Here is an 18665-nt window from a genome sequence, read left to right as displayed (position 1 = left end):
TGAAAGGTTGTTTTTCGCTGCTGCAAGGATCTGATGGAAAATTTGGGTTTTATTTCATAAATTCTCACTACTGCTTCCTTTGAAGGGAAGTGGCCAATGGAAGTAAGTCCAGATGTTATCCCAGAAAAATTTTACGCCCACATTCAGTTTTGAGTTTTTCCCGCCGCAGACACCGGAAGGCATGGAAAAACTGCGGGCAACGCGTATACAACTTGCCCGCTTCAACCCGAAGTTCTTTTCGGTAACATTCGGTGCAGGTGGCTCCACTCGGGAGCGGACGCTGGAAACCGTGCTGGAAATCCAGGCAGAAGGTTCCCCGGTAGCGCCGCATCTATCCTGTATCGGTTCCACCCGCGACAATATCCGCTCCATTCTTGAAAAATATCACAGCCACAATATCCGCCACATTATCGCGTTGCGTGGTGATCTGCCTTCGGGCATGGCGCAGGCGGGTGAATTCCGCTATGCCAATGAGCTGGTGGCATTTATCCGCAAGGAGTTCGGCGATACTTTCTGGATCGAAGTGGCAGCTTATCCGGAATATCATCCACAGGCACGTTCCGCACTGGAGGATTTCACCAACTTCAGACGAAAAGTTGAGGCAGGTGCCAATGCAGCGATTACCCAGTTTTTCTATAACGTCGATGCCTATCTGCATTTCGTAGAGATGTGCGAAGCTGCGAATATCAGTGTCCCAATCGTTCCCGGCATCATGCCGATCAGCAAATTTTCCCAACTGGCAAGATTTTCCGATGGCTGTGGAGCGGAGATACCCCGCTGGATTCGCAAAAAACTGGAGAGCTTTGGTGATGACATCCCTTCCATCCAGGCATTCGGGCTGGATGTGGTCACCGCACTTTGTGCGCGCCTGCTGGAAGCCGGTGCACCCGGCCTGCATTTCTACACGCTTAACTCGGCCGTACTACCCACAAAAATCTGGCAGCGGTTGGGGCTAACGGGGCATTGAAAAAAATGTAACGGCTTTCTGCGGATTATTATTTGGTAGCCAAAGAGAAAGGTTAGATCATTTTGAATTTACTTGTTTATATATCCACATGAAGCAAGGTAGTTGGCACACTCCTCAGGGGTGAACAGATCCAACACTTTGATGTGGTTTCATTAAACCACATCAAAACAGTATTGGCCTGAATGAATTGTTATATGGGGGTGGGCTAACAAATACTTTACAAATCATTTGTCTCATGTTTGAGGGTGGCTCCTGAAGAATATTCTGGATGTGGTATATGAATGGCTGATAATTATTACAGTCGGAAGCTTTCAGGCCAAAGGAAATAAGGGCCATACTTTGGACTCATGCGGAATTCACCCCCGGCATTTTTCCCTTTGAATGTGATGTAATTTTTACCGTCCCGTACTTCGAGATAACCAGCGTGCGTCAATTGCTCTATAAGATCGATAGTTTTGATTCCGATCTTTTGCGCCAGCTTGGAAGTTGTTAGCTTGTCTGTGGACTGCTCATCGGCTTCAGCTGTTGATTCCGATTCCTTTCCGATGGTCTCGACTGAAATGCGTACTTCATCACTGATACGGATGATGCGTTGTGCTTCTTCGTAAGCTTCCTGATAAAGCTCGGCATCTTCAGAGCGCTGAATGAGCACACCCATTTCGTTGTTGTTAACTTGACTGAATTCGTAGAGATTCAAGCTGGTGATAATGCATAATTCTTCATTGAGATAGCATTTTGCGTGCAGGTTCTTGCAAAAACTAGTCCGTAAATAGAAGAGTTCAGTAAGCCAGCTAATTTCTTCTGGCTGGAGTTCACTTTTTCCGTAGACGACTCTTACGTCAATTTTCAGGCGATTTTTATCTTCCAGCAATTCTTTGATTCTGTCATTCAGGCGAAGGAATGGGCTGATGAGGATGAGCCGATCCTTTGCACTTTTTATGAGTTCTTCGAGGAAGTAATTTGTCGCACTTGTGTTGAGGAACTTTACCATTGTAGATCCATGAATGAATAATTTAATGAAGATATTAATGTAATCTATACGACATCAAATGCCCGGTTCAGGCTGATAAAATAGATCTGTTGATAGCCATATTTAACGGGGGTTTGGTGCAAAGCTTTAACCAGGATGGACATGTATAGATATTTTTCTGTGAACCGCCCCGGGTTTTGAGGAGGCTCCACTATCTGAGAAGATGGAGCCATGAACAAATCAAATAAATATTCCCCCGAAGTAAGAGCGCGCGCAGTCCGTCTGGTGCAGGAACACCGCAGTGAGTATCCCTCGCTGTGGTCGACGATTGAATCCATTGCGCCGAAGATCGGCTGTTCAGCCCACACATTGCTTGAATGGGTGCGCAAACACGAGACTGATACCGGCTTGCGAGACGGTGTGACCAGCGAAGAGCGCGACCGCATCAAAGCCCTGGAACGCGAAGTAAAGGAATTGCGCAAGGCGAATGAGATTCTGAAGCTGGCCAGTGCTTTTTTCGCTCAGGCGGAGCTCGACCGCAAACTCAAATCCTGAGATCGTTCATCGACCAGTACCGCGACGCCCATGGGGTCGAGCCGATCTGCAAGGTTTTGCAGGTCGCCCCATCAGGGTATCGGCGATATTCCGCGCAACAGCGTAATCCGGCTTTGCGCAGTGCCCGCGTCCTGCGTGATGATAAACTGCTGCCGCAAATACAGCGGGTCTGGCAGACCAACATGCAGGTCTATGGTGCCGACAAGGTCTGGCGTCAGCTTAAGCGTGAAGATGTCCAGGTGGCACGCTGTACGGTCGAACGGCTCATGAAACGGTTAGGGCTGAAAGGTGCCAGGCGTGGCAAGGTTGTGCGCACCACAGTTCCGGACAAGGCGCTGCCGTGTCCACTGGATCGGGTTAACCGGCAATTCAAGGCAGATCGTCCGAACCAGTTGTGGGTGTCAGACTTCACCTATGTCTCGACCTGGCAAGGCTGGCTGTATGTGGCTTTCGTCATCGATGTATTTGCCCGGCGCATTGTGGGCTGGCAGGTGAGCAGCTCCATGCGCACGGACTTTGTGCTGGATGCCCTGGAACAAGCGCTGTATGCCCGGCAACCGGGGCGGATGGATGCCTTGGTACACCATAGCGACAGAGGCTCGCAATATGTCTCCATTCGCTATACCGAGCGACTCGCCGAAGCCGGAATAAAACCCTCGGTCGGCAGCAAGGGCGACAGCTACGACAACGCGCTGGCAGAAACCATCAATGGGCTGTACAAAACAGAATTGATTCACAAGCGCGCCCCCTGGAAAACCAGGGAGGCCGTGGAGCTGGCAACGCTGGAATGGGTAGCCTGGTTCAACAACCAGCGGCTGCTGGAACCAATCGGTTACATCCCTCCCGCAGAAGCTGAGGTAAACTACTATAGGCAATTCGCCAGGGAAGCCATTCCGGTGGCTTGACTTTAACCAAACAGCCTCCTCAAAACCCGGGACGATTCATCTGTACCTATACGCTAAAAGGTAGGAAAGCAGCTTTGAAACAAGCGATATATGTTCTCTGGGCAGATCAGGATTGATTCGAGATTTTTGTTAAGACCCGGTTATTCAGGAATGGATCGGGAAAATAAATCCGCGTTTTCCAACCTGTTACGGACTAACCACCATTATGCGAATGGATACCTCAACACTCTACTGGCACGATTATGAAACCTCCGGTGCGAACCCTCGTCAGGATCGGCCGGTTCAGTTTGCTGGGCTGAGGACGGATGAAGCGCTCAATGAAATTGGCGATCCGCTGGTGATTTATTGCAAACCGGCGCGTGATCGGCTGCCGCATCCGGAAGCTTGTCTGCTTACCGGTATCACACCACAAATGGCAGCAACCAGAGGGTTGCCGGAACCGGAATTCATCGCACTGATTCATGCACAGCTGGCACAACCGGGTACCTGCGGGGTGGGCTATAACACGCTACGGTTTGATGATGAAGTCACCCGCTTTGCGCTGTATCGCAATTTCTACGATCCCTATGCACGCGAATGGCAGTCCGGCAATTCGCGCTGGGATGTGATCGACCTCGCCCGCATGACTTTTGCTCTGCGTCCGGAAGGCATCAACTGGCCGGTCAATGGGGAAGGGAAGCCTAGTTTCCGATTGGAGGATATTACCGCTGCCAACGGGTTAATGCATGATAGTGCGCACGATGCGTTATCCGATGTTCGCGCCACCATCGCACTGGCTCGCTTGCTACGTGACCGGCAGCCGCGTTTGTATGACTGGCTGTTCCGTTTGCGGGATAAGCGTGAAGCATCTCGTCTGCTCGATCTGACAGCACATACCCCGGTATTGCATACCTCGCGTATGTATCCATCCGAACAAGGTTGCACCACGCTGGTGATGCCGCTGCTGCCTGAAACAGGCAATACCAACAGTATTCTGGTTTACGACTTGCGGCATGATCCTGCTGAATTTATGCAGCTGAATGTTGATGCGCTGGTGGAACGTCTGTTCACGCCCAAATTGGAATTGGCGGAAGGGCAGCAGCGCCTGCCGGTCAAGACGATTAGGCTGAACAAATGTCCGGCACTGGCGCCACAGAAAGTTCTTAATGATGAGATTGCCAAACGAATCGGACTGAATGACGAACAATGTCAGCAACACTGGCAACTGTTACTGCAGCATCCGGATTTCATGCAGCGGATCAGGCAAGCGTATTCAAATGGCAAGATTTTTCCAGAAAATGATGCTGATCTGGCGTTGTACGATGGTTTTGCAAACGATCACGACCGTAACCTGTTCCCGCTCGTGCGCGATTCAGAACCGGAGAGACTGATTGATCTCTCAGAAGAATTTCAGGATGGACGTTATGCTGAACTGCTGTTTCGCTATCGTGCCCGCAACTTTCCCGATACCTTGTCGGCCCAGGAAAAACACCGCTGGCAAGTCCATTGCCGCAGACAGCTCGGTGAAGATGCTATCAACGGTAGCCTGACATTAAACAAATACCGTCAGAAGCTGATACAACTGCGTACCGATTGTCCGCAACAGGCACAGCAGGAAATCCTGAACGAACTGGAAGCATGGGGCAGGGCGCTGGCACAGGAAAATGATCTGCCCTGGCCCGATTAACTGTTCTTCTATGAGCAATGCCGATGCGAAATTGGGTTACATCAAAAATTTCCGGATTTTTTAATATCTATCAATGACTACAGCAATTTTGAGTGCTTTGCCAGAAGAACAGGGCGGTTTGGTACAGGCGCTGGAGCAACGGGAGCAGTTTCAGTATGCGGGGCGTGTATTTTGGCGCGGTCGTCTGCATGGCCAGACAGTGGTGCTGGGATTATCTGGCATTGGCAAGGTGGCAGCGGCGACAACAGCTGTTGTGCTGTTTGAACGATTGGGTGCGCAGCGCATCGTGTTTACGGGTGTGGCTGGTGGTATGGGGGAAGGTGTGCAGGTGGGTGATGTGGTCATCGCTACGCAATTTCTGCAGCACGATATGGATGCATCGCCCATTTTCCCGCGTTGGGAAGTACCAGGTTATGGCTGTACACAATTTGCCTGCGATCCGGAACTGTCTACTCTATTATTTGCAGCGGCGCACGCTTATCTGACAAATACCCAAGCTGATATACCTCGGAGCAGTGGTGTCGCGCGCACTCATTTAGCGCGGGTGCACCAGGGTTTAATCGTCAGTGGAGATCGTTTTGTCAGTACCTTGGCTGAATCAATTGCGCTGCGTACCACGCTCGCCGCAGCCGGCCACCAGGCGCTCGCTGTCGAGATGGAAGGCGCTGCAGTAGCACAGGTGTGCAGTGACTTTGGCAAACCGTTCGCTGCCGTGCGCACCATTTCTGATCGCGCCGATGACAGCGCTCACATCGATTTCCCGCGCTTCATCTGTGAGGTTGCACGACCTTATGCAGATCACATCATCGCAGGCTTTTTGCAGCGACAGTTGGTCGGGGTTGCATAGAATCAAAGATGAGCGGAGTGACTGGTGAGCGAGCAGATCAAGCTGGGAGATCTTACGATTTTCATGCAGCGCAAGAGAGTGAAACATATTTACTTGAGGGTGCTTGCGCCAGATGGACGAGTAACGCTGGTTGCCCCAATTGGTATTCAGCTGGTGGTAATACACGCTTTCGCTGTTTCAAAACTATCCTGGATTCAAAAGCAGCAGACAAAACTGCAATCGCAGGTTAGAGAAGCACCCCGGCAGTTGGTTGAGCATGAAAGCCATACCGTATGGGGTCATCATTATGTGCTGCAGGTGGTGGAGAAACAAGCCAAACCTTGTGTGTTGCTGAATCAGCAGTCCATCATCCTGCAGGTGCGTCCGGGCAGTGATTTATCCAGGCGTGCCGCGGTGATGCATGCCTGGTACAAATCCTTGCTGCATGGTGTGGTGCCCGGTTTGATCGAGCAATGGCAGGATCGGCTGGGTGTGAGTGTGTCTGCCTATTTTTTGCAGCGAATGAAAACCCGTTGGGGTAGTTGTAACCCGCGTACCCGCCATATCCGACTGAATACCGATCTGGTCACCAGACCGAAGGATTTACTTGAGTATGTTGTCGTGCACGAGATGGTTCATTTACTTGAAGCATCACATAACAAACGGTTTGTTGCATTGATGGATCAGTATTATCCAGCCTGGCGCGAGGCCACGGCGGAGCTGAATCAATTGCCGCTGGCGGCGGTGCGGCCGCGCGGATAAAGAGCGTTTCCCTGATATTTGGGGATTATCCGCCCAGGGTTTCATCCAGCAGTTCAATCCAGTGGCGTACAGGCAGCCGGGTGCCGCCTTGCAGGTGCATCTGGCAGCCGATATTGGCGGTAACCACCAGATCGGGGTTTTCCATGGTCAATGCAGTAATCTTGTTATCACGTAGCTGACGAGAAAGTTTGGGTTGCAGGATGGAATAAGTGCCCGCTGAACCGCAGCAGAGATGGGGGTCAGCGACTTTGGTGAGGTTAAAGCCCGCTGCTTGCAGAATCGGTTCGACTTTTCCTTTCAGTTTCATGCCATGTTGTAAGGTGCAGGGGGTATGAAAGGCAAGGTTGCGTGGGAACGAGGAGGATTTCGATGCGGTTTTCGCTGCTTCCAACAACGGAATCAGTGTGGAGGTTTCGGCCGTGATGATTTCACTGATGTCGCGGGTCAGGCTGGAAATTCGTTCTGCTTTCTCGGCATAAACTGGGTCGTGTTGCAGCAGATGTCCGTAATCCTTGACAGTGACGCCGCAGCCGCTGGCCGTGACGATAATGGCCTCAACCGGATTCTCGGATCGCGTGACAAAAGGCCACCATGCATCGATATTGCGGCGCATGGCGTTCAATCCTTCTTCCTGCGCATTAAGGTGATAAGCCAGTGCACCGCAGCAGCCGGCCTGTTCCGCGGTGATGACCGAGATGCCGAGCCTGTCCAGCACGCGTGTGGTAGCGTGGTTGGTGTTGGGTGTCATGGCCGGCTGTACACAACCAGCGAGTATCAGCATGGAGCGTGTGTGGGTTTTGCCGGAGAGGCTGCGTGCAGTTACCGGCTTCGGTAAGATCGTTCTTTTCAGCCGGGCGGGGAGCAGCGGGCGACTCAAGCGGGCAACGCCCATGAAAAAGCTGGAGAGAGTACGGTTGGGCAGCAGTTTGCGCAAGGTATAGCGCTTGAATGTTGCATAAGGCGTACGCTGGATTTGCTGTTCGACCATGCCCCGGCCGATATCAAGCAGACGCCCGTACTGTACCCCGGATGGACAGGTGGTTTCGCAGGCGCGACAGGTCAGGCAGCGATCGAGATGCAGCTGCGTTTTTTCTGTTACCTCCTGGCCTTCCAGCATCTGCTTGATCAGATAAATTCGCCCACGCGGGCTATCCAGCTCGTTTCCCAGCAGTTGGTAGGTGGGGCAGGTAGCAAGGCAGAAGCCACAATGCACACAACTGCGCAGAATGGCATCGGCTTCCTTGCCTTCCGGGGTGTCTTTAATCAGATCAGTCAGACGGGTTTGCATGGTTTAAAACTCGGCATACAGTCGTTGCGGATTCAGAATACCTGCCGGATCAAACTGTTGCTTCAGTCTCTGGTGGATTTTAAGCAGGGCAGGGGAAAGCGGGTGAAATACGGGGATTGCGGTTTTATTGCCATGGAATAGAGTGGCATGGCCGCCGGCACCGGAAGCAAGGTTGCGGATCTTGGCAGCATCGGTATCTTCGTCTGTCACCAGCCAGCGCAGTGCACCGCCCCATTCGATCAGTTGTTCACCTGGCAGCGAAAGCGGAGGGGTGGTCGATTGGATCGACAGCCGCCACAGCGATTTGCCATTCGATTTTCCTTGCTGGAAAAACGGATGGGTGTGATCCCTGACGGATTTCCAGAAATTTTCCTCGCAACTTCCCTTATCTTTGATTTCATCTCCGCCCAGTCTGGCATGTGCCGTGTGCACGGCGGATTCAGCACCGGAAAGCCGGACATAAAGCTGATTCTCATGAAAACAGGTAGCGGAAACCGGCAGCGGTTCAGCTGCACAGCGGCGCATGATTCCGATCGCTTGGGGCATGTTGGTCTGAATGCACAGGGTGCGTTCTACAGCCGGCTTAGGGAGTACCTTAAGTGACACTTCGAGCAATACCCCCAGCGTGCCCATGGCGCCTGTCATCAGGCGGGAGACATCATAACCGGCCACGTTCTTCATGACACGCCCCCCAAAAGACAGGGTTCTGCCCTGGCCATCCAGCAATCCGATACCTAATACATAGTCGCGTACTGCGCCGGTGTAGGCGCGTCTGGGGCCGGATAATCCGGCAGCGACACAGCCGCCCAGCGTAGCGGATGTATTGAAGCAAGGAGGTTCAAAAGCCAGCATCTGACCATGATCATGCAGCAGCTTCTCCAGCTCGGCCAGCGGTGTTCCGGCGCGAGCAGTGATAACCAACTCACTGGGTTCATAATCGACGATTCCCTGCCAGGTAGCTGTGTTGAGCGCAGGAGGTTGCAACGCCTGCGGGTTGCCGTAAAAATCCTTGCTGCCGCCTCCCCGGATGCATAACGCCTGTTTATATTCGGCTGCTTCTGTAACGGTCTGGATGAGCTGATCGAGAATGGTTTGATCTTGCATAAATTAGAACTTGGGTATGTCTGATTAGAACCTGGGTATGTCTGGAAATTTTTCAGCGCCTCGATGGACATGCATCGCCCCGAATTCGGCGCAACGGTGCAGTTCGGGAATGGCTTTGCCTGGATTGAGCAGCGATTGCGGATCGAATGCCGCCTTGACCGCATGGAACAGATCACGTTCGGCATCATTGAATTGTAGGCACATCTGGTTGAGTTTTTCGATGCCTACACCGTGTTCGCCGGTCAATGATCCGCCGGATTGAATGCAGATTTCCAGTATGCGTGCGCCAAAGGCTTCTGCTTTCTCCAGTTCGCCCGGTTGATTGGCGTCGTACAGAATCAGCGGGTGCAGATTACCGTCTCCCGCGTGAAACACATTCATGCAGTGCAGACCGTATTCAGCTGAAAGTTGCTCAATTTGTTCCAGCACATGTGCCAAATGCTTGCGTGGAATGGTGCCGTCCATACAGTAGTAATCCGGTGAAACCCGGCCGGCTGCCGGAAAGGCGGCTTTCCGTCCGGCCCAGAAAAGCTGCCGTTCGGCTTCATCTCGCGCAAGGCTGATCCGGACAGCGCCACTGGCTTGCAGAATGGTCTGGATCTGTTTGATTTCATCGGCTACTTCTTCCGCCATGCCGTCAGATTCGCACAGCAAAATCGCTGCACCTTCAAGATCGTAGCCTGCGTGTACGAAATCCTCAACGGCGTGGATGGTAATTTTATCCATCATCTCCATACCGGCCGGAATAATACCTGCCTGAATGACGTTGGCGACAGCATCCCCGGCTTTGCTGATATCGTCGAACACGGCCATGACCAGTTTCACTGTTTCCGGTTTGGGAAGCAGTTTTACCGTGATTTCGGTGACAATGCCCAGCATGCCCTCGCTGCCTGTCATCAGAGCAAGCAAATCAAAACCGGGGCTATCGAGTGCGTCAGCACCGATTTCCAGCACGTCACCTTCAATTGTCAGTACACGCAAGCGCAAAATATTATGAACGGTGAGTCCATATTTGAGGCAGTGCACCCCCCCAGAGTTTTCCGCCACATTTCCACCAATACTACAGGCGATCTGTGAGGAAGGATCGGGTGCGTAATACATTTCATAGCTTGCAGCGGCTTCGCTGATAGCCAGGTTACGCACACCAGGTTGAACACGTGCAGTGCAGGCAGCAGGATCGATATCCAGAATGCGGTTCAGTTTGGCCAATGACAGCAAAACGCCTTCTGCGTGAGGTAGTGCTCCACCGGACAGACCGGTGCCGGAGCCGCGTGCTACGACCGGAACCTGTCCAGCATGACAGATTTGCAGGATAGCGGCAATTTCAGCTTCTGTGCGCGGCAGCACGACAATCATGGGCATCTGCCGGTAGGCGGACAGGGCATCACATTCATACGGCCTTAAATCTTCCGCCTCGTAAAGTATCGCTTCTTCAGGCAGAAACTTCAGAAAGGCTGTAATCAGTTGCTTACGATTCATGAGAGGTTGCTGTGGATGGATTGATAGTATGTCCGGCCAATTTTTCGAGGATACGCACGATGACTGAGCTATCCAGCATCGTGTCTTCCTGTGCAACGCAGGCGTTATAAAGCGATTGAGTCAGCGCAGTACCCGGCAGGCTGACGCCCAGCTCCGTAGCGCAATCCAGCGCAATCCCCAGATCCTTCATATGCAAATCGACGCGAAAGCCAGGTGTGAAGGCATGTTTGAGCATACGTTCCCCGTGTACTTCCAGAATGCGTGAAGCAGCAAATCCACCCAGCAACGCTTGTCTGACCTTGTTTGGATCCGCCCCGGCCTTGGAAGCAAATACCAGCGCTTCGGCCACTGCTTCAAGCGTCAGGGCGGAAATGATCTGATTGGCTGCCTTGCAGATCTGTCCAGTACCTGGCTCGCCGATGCGGGTGACGGTTTTTCCCATTAACGCCAGGATGGGTTTGATTCTTGCAAAAACCGGTTCAGTTGCGCCGATCATGATGGTTAGCGCGGCGTTCCGGGCGCCGATATCGCCACCTGATACGGGGGCATCTGCATAATCATGCCCGGATTGGTTGATTCGTCTGACGAAATCACGGGTTCTAATTGGTGAAATCGTACTCATGTCGATGATAATTTTCGATCGGGCTGGATCTGCGGACAGGCCCGACATGACACCGTTTTCAGCAAACAGCACTTTTTCGACATCCGGCGTATCCGGTAACATCAGAATAATAATATCCGTCTGCTCTGCGACAGCCTTGGGTGTAGGACAGGCAATTCCACCCAGGGCTGTCAACTCATCGGGCACGCCACTGCGGGAATGGAGATAAGCCGGGTAGCCTCCCCGGATAAGATGGCTGACCATGGGTTTTCCCATGATACCCAGACCAATAAAACCGATATTTTTCATGTTGAACAGTGTGACTGAGAAAATGGGTCTTTATCTGCGATTAAGTGATTCCGGCAAAACAGGTAAACTGCTTGCCGGCTGGTTCATCCGGATTTGTCTGTGTCCGCACGATCCGCCGCAAGTTTTGTAGTATAACAGTCCGTATTTTATGGACTAGTTCTATCTGCAAGAATTCACATGTTCCTTGATTCTTCAATTTCATTTTTCTGCGGATTGCCAGAAAATCATTATGACAAATAGAAAAGGTATTATTCTTGCTGGCGGTTCCGGTACGCGGCTGCACCCGGCCACGCTTGCGCTGAGCAAACAATTATTGCCGGTATTTGATAAACCGATGATCTATTACCCGCTCAGCACCCTGATGCTGGCAGGTATTCGCGACATACTCATCATTAGCACGCCGCAGGATACACCCCGTTTTCAGCAATTGCTGGGCAGTGGTGAGCAATGGGGATTGAATCTGCAATATGCGGTACAGCCTGCACCGGATGGTCTCGCACAAGCTTTTCTGATCGGAGAAGCGTTTATTGGCAATCACCCTTCTGCACTGGTGCTGGGCGACAATATTTTCTACGGCCATGATTTGCAGCAATTACTGGCCAATGCCATGGCGCGCACGGAGGGAGCCAGTGTGTTTGCTTACCATGTGCTTGATCCTGAGCGCTATGGCGTGGTTGAGTTTGATGCACGCGGGAAGGCGCTGTTATTGGAAGAAAAACCCAGGCAGCCTAAATCCAACTATGCAGTAACCGGTCTGTATTTCTACGATGACCGGGTTACCGATTTTGCTAAAACGCTTAAGCCCTCGGCACGTGGAGAGCTGGAAATTACCGACCTGAATCGCCTATATCTGGAACAAGATCAGTTAAGTGTGGAAATCATGGGCCGGGGTTACGCCTGGCTGGATACAGGAACACATGCAACTCTGCTCGATGCCAGCCAGTTCATCGCCACTCTGGAAAACCGACAAGGACTTAAAGTGGCCTGTCCGGAGGAAATCGCTTACCGGCAACGATGGATTGATGCGGCACAGCTGGAAATGCTGGCCCAGCCACTGGCCAAAAATGGTTATGGCCAGTATCTGCTTAAAATACTTAGGGAAAACGTATTTAGATGAAAACAAGCTTTGCTTGCGCGGCGGCAGCAGTGATTGCTTAATCTGGTATTTATTTAGATCTGATAAGGTATTGATATGAAGGTTCTTGTTACTGGAGGAGCTGGTTACATTGGTTCGCACACCTGCGTCGAATTACTGACAGCCGGATATGAGGTTGTCGTGTTTGATAATTTTTGCAACAGCCATCCGGAGGCATTGCGCCGGGTAGAAAAAATCACCGGTAAGAAACTTGCTGTAGTCAGGGGGGATGTGCGAGACCAGGCGACCATTGAAAAGGTTCTGAAAGATTACCATTGTGAGGCTGTCATTCACTTTGCCGGGCTCAAGGCGGTAGGGGAGTCGGTAGAAAAACCACTTGAGTATTATGACAATAACGTTGTCAGTACTCTCCGGTTGCTGGCCGCAATGCAGAATTGTGCTGTATACACACTGGTTTTCAGCTCTTCGGCAACTGTTTATGGCGAACCACAACGTTTACCTTTGACGGAAGATCATCCGTTATCTGCCACCAATCCCTATGGCCGCAGCAAACTTATTATTGAAGAAATGTTGCGCGATGTGTATCGGGCCAATCCTCAATTTCGCATTGCCATCCTGCGTTATTTCAATCCTGTGGGTGCACACGACAGCGGGTTGATTGGCGAGGATCCGCAAGGGATTCCCAATAATCTGATGCCTTTCGTCGCACAAGTTGCGGTGGGGCGGCGTGAACATCTGAATGTGTGGGGAAGTGATTACCCGACGCATGATGGAACCGGCGTGCGAGATTACATTCATGTGGTGGATTTGGCACTGGGGCATCTCAGTGCGCTGGGGCACCTTGCCACACCGCGGTGTCTTGCAGTCAATCTTGGCACTGGCACCGGTTACAGCGTGCTGGATGTGGTCAAGGCTTTTGAGAATGCAAGTGGCCAGCATGTTCCGTATCAGCTATCACCCAGGCGGGCAGGGGATGTGGCGACTTGTTATGCTGATCCTGCACTGGCTGAAAAGATACTGGAGTGGAATGCGCAGCGTGATCTGGCTGCGATGTGCCGAGATCACTGGCGCTGGCAGAAATGTAATCCGGAAGGATATGTATAAACCCGTACCAGATCAGTTTGCTTTTGTACTGTAAACGCCAGAGTGGTTCTGGGTGACATTGAGGTGTGTAATTTAATCTCTGCAGCAGGTAGCGCAGGAGGCCGTGATTCTGTAAAGATTATTGATAGTCAGCCGAAAATTTTCCGGATGCTTTTTAGTATGATTCGAGCTAACGATTGCGTAAAGTACTGCCTTCTTCATCTTCATCGAAGGATGCCCGTAACCTGCTAAATATACATCACTATTTTTCTTGCTGGCTATCCTGAGTTATGACAGAATTCCCGCCCGCTGTGCATACAATCACAGCATCACTATTGTAATTTCCTCAATTAGTCTACCTTAAAGAGAATATGAAAGAATCTGAGAAACCTTCTGTTATTTTAAGTGAACAGGTCATTCAATCCAGCGCTATCGCAGAAAGTATGTCAGCTGGCGGTTATGCAGGCAGCATGACTCCGGTTAAGGCAAGTAGTGATCCGACCGCGATTATTGATAGTGTCCTGCCTGTGCAGATGGGGCATGATCTCGTTGAAGATGCAGTCAAGAAAAGCAAATTCAATGTTGCACAGATTCTGACGCGGGGATTTTTATGCACTCCGTTTCTTGCCTATGGTGCGGCATTGTGTGCGTTGCTGGTTGCGCAGGGATGGCCGACGGCAGCAGCAGGCCTGCTTTTTCCGGTTGGCTATGTCATGCTGGCGATACTGGGTCTGGAGATGGCGACTGGCAGTTTTTCCGTAATGCCCATGGCACTGTTTGCAGGGCGAATCGGATTGGGAAGTGTGGTGCGTAACTGGTTTTGGACGTTCGTAGCCAATCTGGTCGGCGGTATTTTCTTTGCCTGTTTACTCTGGTTTTCGCTGACCAAGGGAGGGGCAGTAGAACCACCAGGAGTTCTTACTACGTTGGCCCATCTTGCAGAGAAAAAAGTTTCGTATGCGGGGTATGGGATGAATGGCTGGATTGCCGCCGTTGGTATGGGAATCCTGTGTAACTGGCTGGTCAGTCTCGGCCCGGTTTTTGCTAAGGGATCGCGCAGTGTGCCGGGTAAAGTCATGCTGATCTGGCTGCCAATTGCCACCTTTTTTGCGCTCGGTTTTGAGCACGCGGTGGTGAATATGTTTGTCTTCCCGATTGGGATACTGTCAGGCGCTGACGTGACGATTTCTGAGTGGTGGCTGTGGAATCAGATTCCAGTAACGATCGGCAATATTCTGGGGGCAGTAATATTTAACTCAACCTTATGGTACCGCACACATAGTAACTGAAACTGAAACCCGCGGTGATCCATCTTCCTGCAGATCACTGCGGGTTTCAGTTGTTGATAATTTTTATTCCAAACGTGATTCTAAGCGTCCAGGCAACTGCCCAAATACTTCCAGCCAGTAACAATAGTTGTCCAAAAACACGCTGATCGCTCAAAAGATAATTTGCACAGAGGCGATCAGGCAGATCAAGATACAACCACCCCAAGCGCATAAAAGTAGCCCAAAATTCCAGTTTCAGAACCCCTTGTGCGATAGGGTTAAGTTGAGGCCAACTTATTCCCAATGCCATGCCCATTATCGGTACAGTGATAAATTTTGTCAGTTCGATAGGCCATTCGGATATAGCAGCATCCTGTACGCGTGGCAACATCCAGTAGGTCATGATAATAATAGCAAGTGCTATGCCTGTTATTCCCCATCGGTTCCATGGAGCTATATTATTTTTCCAATTTTCAGGCAGTATCTTGCCGATCATCCATCCTATGATTGCCAGTGCCGGAATCTGAACAAGCATGTGCATTACCATGCTTTGTTCCAGAAATCGCTGCATCGGAGGGAGAGCCAGTATGACCAGTGCTGCCAGGAGTAACCATGCCTGTTTAGCTTTTGGATACATTTTCTTTTTCCTCCAGAACCTGATTCAGGTAAGTATGAAGTTCATCTGTCTGTTCAATCCCAAATATGGCGACCAGTTTTCCATCTGGATTGATGATATGGTAGCCGGCGGAGTGAGTGTAACCACCGTATTCATCAGGGATTACGATGACCTTAAAGAAATCCAGGATGGCTTCTTTCTGGGAAGGATTGATCGGCCGGGCAGCCATCCAGTATCTGAAGTCGGCAGAAAAATGATGCAAATATTCTTTCAGTCGCTGAGGGGTATCTTTTTCAGGATCAAAACTAATGCTGAGGAAGCGAAGTTTGTCTGATTTCTCTTCAGTGGAGAAATCTTTCTGCAGGGTTTTAAGATTGCCGCTAAGTATCAGGCATACATCAGGACAGCTTGTGTAGATAAAATCTACCACAATGAAATGTCCGTGCCAGTCCTGGATTCTGAAAGTTTCAGCATCCTGATTCTGCAGGCGCCAGTCAGGCACAGATCGAGGGGTTTCACGGATTTCAAGGCGACGCGCTTCTTCTGCTGTAAAAGCACGTCCTTCGTCAGTACTTACCCAAAGAACGAGAGATCCCACGATAACTACGAGAAACGTTGCCAGAAAAGTTTTCATCCCTTATTCCCCGTGTGCAGTGTATCGAGTGCTACTATCAGATTCCCCAGCAACTCTCCATTTTTATTTGGAGAAATTGCCGGGGTGTCTATGTTTTAGCGGGGGTTGTTTGCACCTGGCAGGCTAATTAAAGCGCGCGTGATGAATAGCAACATTCCCAGCACAACCAGTGAAGCGGCGATTGTCCCTGCTTGAGCAAAGCCGATCCATTCCGGTAAATGGACGGCCCAGCGGCGAGGGATGCTGTTTGCGCCACTGGCAAGGAAAACCATGGATGTCATGAATGCACCGATCAGATAGGCATAGAATCCAAGGCTATCAACTGCTTTAGGCCGTTCTTTGCGGTCACCTTCGCCTGCCAGAAAGTAGGCAAATCCGATGAGCATGGGAAGTAATCCAAGCAGTAAGTAGAAATGAAAATGACCCGGTACCCACAGGGTGTTGTGGAATGTACGATTCACGGTAACCATTGCATCCAGAATAGCTGGAATTACTCCAGCAGCCCAGCCGAACATTGATAGAAACAGTAACTTGGCAGAAGTGCTCCATGTGATGCCTGAACGATATACGATCATTAACGCACCGTAACCGGTAACCACCAAAACCGGGAGGCCACTACCAAAGGAGAGTACCTGTGCGGTGATAAGCGCCCAGGTTGGCATCGGGAAATCCATTAGAAGATGGTGTGGATATACCCCCATCACCATGAATACAATGGCGAACCAAGCGGCATAGAATGGTTTGTTGGTTTTCCATGGACGGCCGGTATAGCGTGGAAGGAGTTCATAAACCGCTATGACTGATGCGTATATGGTGGCATTGATGACAACGTGACCAAAGAAATAGATCAGATTTTTCATCAATAAGGCATCTGGTTTGAATTCGGGGTAAAACAGATTAACCAGACCCATGACTAGTACTACAGCACCTGCGGCAATACCCATAAAGTTGACAATAAGCACCATCGTGCTGGCAACCACTGCTGCCGGGTGCTTGTAATTTACCGGTTCTTTACCAAAAAGCTGGGTAAGCCCCAGAGCACGTGCCAGGCTACCATAGCGTGCCAGGATAGCACGGCCGAAATCTAGGTAGAGAATCAGGAAACCCACACCGATGATGAGCAAACCCAGCTGAAAGGCGGCTGCAGCGCCTGCGGACCAGGCTCCCATTGAAATAGCGGGTAGCGGAAAGAGAAACGTCCATGCACCGCCATACTTTCCTACGAAGATAGAGCCAAGGATCAGCACAACACCTGTCAAGAAAATAAAGAAATTGGTCCAGAAAACTCCGTTGCTCAGCCGTACATATTGGCGCAGAAAGTACCACTGTACCCCAGTCGAGGTTATCATTGCGGCCCCTACAACCCCTGCGCCATGCACTGTCATTATCTGATAAAACAGATCAGCGCCAATTTCTAACCAAGTGCCTTGTGCCGCCCGCATGGCCAGTCCTGCGAGCATCATCAATAAAAATACCAGTAACCCCGCTATCAGGTGAGATTTAACGGCGATTAGTGCATTCCGATTTTCTGAATCGGAATACTCAATCTTGCTGCTTACTTCTGTTGTACTCATTGTATTCTCCAATAAGTTATTGTTAATGCAGAATTATTTATTCAACTGTCAATTCGGTAATCATCACATGATGCGCCAGGCCGCAATATTCCAGGCAAAGAATCTTGAATTTTCCGGGTTTGTCAAATGTGTGAATAAGTTTATTGGTGTAGCCTGGCATAGCTTGGGTCTGAGCAATCAATACCAGGTTTTCGTCATAAATACCGAACCCGTGATTCACGTCTGCGGCAGATACCTGGAATTCAACCGGCTGGCCTGATTTCACGGTGGCAGGTGTCATTGTCCAGTACCATTGATGACCATTTACCGCGACGATCTGGTAATCATTGCTTGAATATTCCTTGTGTTGATCAGGAATTGGAAATGGATTCAGTGAGGCGAAGGTGACGATGGTTCCCAGTATCAGTAAAAAAATAAACCATTTACTGCGCACGCCGTACCATTTTTTTGTAATGGATTGATAATCTGCTTCAGTTTTTTTGGAATTAATTATTACAAAATAAAAGACTGCCATGACCAAGCCTATCCCTACGAGTGTAATGGCGTAAACTGTTGAGATCATTTTATATTTCCCCTTCCGTTTATTAAAATCGGGTCGCGAATTTACCTTTGATAAAGATCTATGTCAACCCTTATTGATGTTTCAAGAAATTCTTGTAGCAAACAGTAGTGGCAGGTTTATTCATCTCCTGGTGTCTGTGACGCTTAAACGTTTGCCCCGGGAGAGGAGAGAGGATCATGGAACAACGCGAAATGACCTGTTTGATGGAGTCAGTTGCCAGACTGAGATGCTGCCCGCACCAGGGGGGCAGAAATGGTTTGGCTGAGGGCCCGCAGCGCTTCAGACGCCGCCGCCATTGCAGTCTCATTCCGGGGGTTGCTGCAGCGCAAGGGACTGGCGTGTGTACACTGCATTTACAGCCTATTGGGCGCTCTTTTTTTAGCTAAAGAATGGTGGTTGA

Annotated in this window: 17 protein-coding genes and 1 other annotated feature; of the genes, 8 read left to right on the top strand and 9 right to left on the bottom strand. The window is 50.6% G+C overall.

Annotated elements, in window-relative coordinates:
- Positions 1 to 112 precede the first annotated feature (112 nt).
- A complete protein-coding gene (metF, locus tag ACZ5EJ_RS08820; RefSeq protein WP_011634925.1) occupies positions 113 to 967 on the top strand; it encodes a methylenetetrahydrofolate reductase [NAD(P)H] in 855 nt (284 codons plus the stop codon).
- A 295-nt stretch (positions 968 to 1262) separates the two neighbouring features.
- On the opposite strand, the gene ACZ5EJ_RS08815 is transcribed toward metF, so the two are convergent.
- The gene (locus ACZ5EJ_RS08815) at positions 1263 to 1958 is read right to left on the bottom strand and encodes a phospholipase D family protein (RefSeq protein ID WP_011634924.1); all 696 of its coding nucleotides are present in this window, start codon (positions 1956 to 1958) and stop codon (positions 1263 to 1265) included.
- 210 nt (positions 1959 to 2168) lie between these two features.
- On the opposite strand from ACZ5EJ_RS08815, the gene ACZ5EJ_RS08810 reads away from it, so the two are divergent.
- From ACZ5EJ_RS08810 to ACZ5EJ_RS08795, 4 genes are all read left to right on the top strand, one after another.
- A protein-coding gene (locus ACZ5EJ_RS08810; protein ID WP_464556949.1) for an IS3 family transposase occupies positions 2169 to 3397 on the top strand; the annotation gives its coding sequence in 2 pieces (ribosomal slippage) (positions 2169 to 2448 and positions 2448 to 3397; 1230 coding nt in all).
- Positions 2447 to 2563, top strand: a sequence feature (AL1L pseudoknot). (Overlaps the previous gene by 117 nt.)
- Positions 3398 to 3608: 211 nt before the next feature.
- On the top strand, positions 3609 to 5063 hold the full coding sequence (gene sbcB / locus ACZ5EJ_RS08805; protein ID WP_256212107.1) for an exodeoxyribonuclease I: 1455 nt from the start codon (positions 3609 to 3611) through the stop codon (positions 5061 to 5063).
- Positions 5064 to 5136: 73 nt separating this feature from the next.
- Complete coding sequence (locus ACZ5EJ_RS08800) at positions 5137 to 5910, top strand: 5'-methylthioadenosine/adenosylhomocysteine nucleosidase (RefSeq protein ID WP_011634921.1); 774 nt, start codon at positions 5137 to 5139, stop codon at positions 5908 to 5910.
- Positions 5911 to 5934: 24 nt separating this feature from the next.
- Positions 5935 to 6651, top strand: a complete 717-nt coding sequence (locus ACZ5EJ_RS08795) for a M48 family metallopeptidase (RefSeq protein WP_011634920.1) — start codon at positions 5935 to 5937, stop codon at positions 6649 to 6651.
- 25 nt (positions 6652 to 6676) lie between these two features.
- Here ACZ5EJ_RS08795 and glcF read toward each other — a convergent pair whose 3' ends face one another.
- The 4 genes from glcF to ACZ5EJ_RS08775 are packed head-to-tail and all read right to left on the bottom strand — an operon-like array spanning position 6677 to position 11432.
- Positions 6677 to 7939: a glycolate oxidase subunit GlcF gene (gene glcF / locus ACZ5EJ_RS08790; protein ID WP_011634919.1), complete on the bottom strand. Its 1263-nt coding sequence runs from the start codon at positions 7937 to 7939 to the stop codon at positions 6677 to 6679.
- A 3-nt stretch (positions 7940 to 7942) separates the two neighbouring features.
- Positions 7943 to 9043 carry a glycolate oxidase subunit GlcE gene (gene glcE, locus ACZ5EJ_RS08785; protein WP_074456431.1) on the bottom strand — a complete coding sequence of 367 codons (1101 nt, stop codon included), beginning with the start codon at positions 9041 to 9043 and terminating at the stop codon, positions 7943 to 7945.
- A gap of 24 nt (positions 9044 to 9067) precedes the next feature.
- Positions 9068 to 10522, bottom strand: a complete 1455-nt coding sequence (locus ACZ5EJ_RS08780) for an FAD-linked oxidase C-terminal domain-containing protein (protein ID WP_464556947.1) — start codon at positions 10520 to 10522, stop codon at positions 9068 to 9070.
- Positions 10512 to 11432: a 2-hydroxy-3-oxopropionate reductase gene (locus ACZ5EJ_RS08775; protein ID WP_011634916.1), complete on the bottom strand. Its 921-nt coding sequence runs from the start codon at positions 11430 to 11432 to the stop codon at positions 10512 to 10514. Before ACZ5EJ_RS08775 ends, ACZ5EJ_RS08780 begins: the two co-directional genes overlap by 11 nt.
- Before the next feature lie 229 nt (positions 11433 to 11661).
- Here ACZ5EJ_RS08775 and rfbA point away from each other — a divergent pair, with 229 nt between their 5' ends.
- The 3 genes from rfbA (at position 11662) to ACZ5EJ_RS08760 (ending at position 14900) form a co-directional block, all read left to right on the top strand.
- Positions 11662 to 12549: a glucose-1-phosphate thymidylyltransferase RfbA gene (gene rfbA, locus ACZ5EJ_RS08770; RefSeq protein WP_074456429.1), complete on the top strand. Its 888-nt coding sequence runs from the start codon at positions 11662 to 11664 to the stop codon at positions 12547 to 12549.
- A 75-nt stretch (positions 12550 to 12624) separates the two neighbouring features.
- A complete protein-coding gene (gene galE / locus ACZ5EJ_RS08765) occupies positions 12625 to 13632 on the top strand; it encodes a UDP-glucose 4-epimerase GalE (protein WP_074456428.1) in 1008 nt (335 codons plus the stop codon).
- Between the two features lie 350 nt (positions 13633 to 13982).
- On the top strand, positions 13983 to 14900 hold the full coding sequence (locus tag ACZ5EJ_RS08760; protein ID WP_011634913.1) for a formate/nitrite transporter family protein: 918 nt from the start codon (positions 13983 to 13985) through the stop codon (positions 14898 to 14900).
- Positions 14901 to 14946: 46 nt separating this feature from the next.
- On the opposite strand, the gene ACZ5EJ_RS08755 is transcribed toward ACZ5EJ_RS08760, so the two are convergent.
- The 4 genes from ACZ5EJ_RS08755 to ACZ5EJ_RS08740 all read right to left on the bottom strand — a co-directional run bounded on the left by ACZ5EJ_RS08755 (position 14947) and on the right by ACZ5EJ_RS08740 (position 18265).
- On the bottom strand, positions 14947 to 15516 hold the full coding sequence (locus tag ACZ5EJ_RS08755) for a hypothetical protein (protein WP_083331380.1): 570 nt from the start codon (positions 15514 to 15516) through the stop codon (positions 14947 to 14949).
- Positions 15500 to 16129 carry an SCO family protein gene (locus ACZ5EJ_RS08750; RefSeq protein ID WP_074456426.1) on the bottom strand — a complete coding sequence of 210 codons (630 nt, stop codon included), beginning with the start codon at positions 16127 to 16129 and terminating at the stop codon, positions 15500 to 15502. Before ACZ5EJ_RS08750 ends, ACZ5EJ_RS08755 begins: the two co-directional genes overlap by 17 nt.
- A 95-nt stretch (positions 16130 to 16224) precedes the next feature.
- Positions 16225 to 17703: a cbb3-type cytochrome c oxidase subunit I gene (locus tag ACZ5EJ_RS08745; RefSeq protein WP_011634910.1), complete on the bottom strand. Its 1479-nt coding sequence runs from the start codon at positions 17701 to 17703 to the stop codon at positions 16225 to 16227.
- Between the two features lie 37 nt (positions 17704 to 17740).
- Positions 17741 to 18265, bottom strand: a complete 525-nt coding sequence (locus ACZ5EJ_RS08740) for a cupredoxin domain-containing protein (protein WP_074456472.1) — start codon at positions 18263 to 18265, stop codon at positions 17741 to 17743.
- Positions 18266 to 18665 lie beyond the last annotated feature (400 nt).

The organism is Nitrosomonas sp. TNE100 (genome assembly GCF_055387135.1).
The sequence above is the reverse complement of the archived record's forward strand: the minus strand, read 5'-3'. Positions and strand labels throughout refer to the sequence as shown.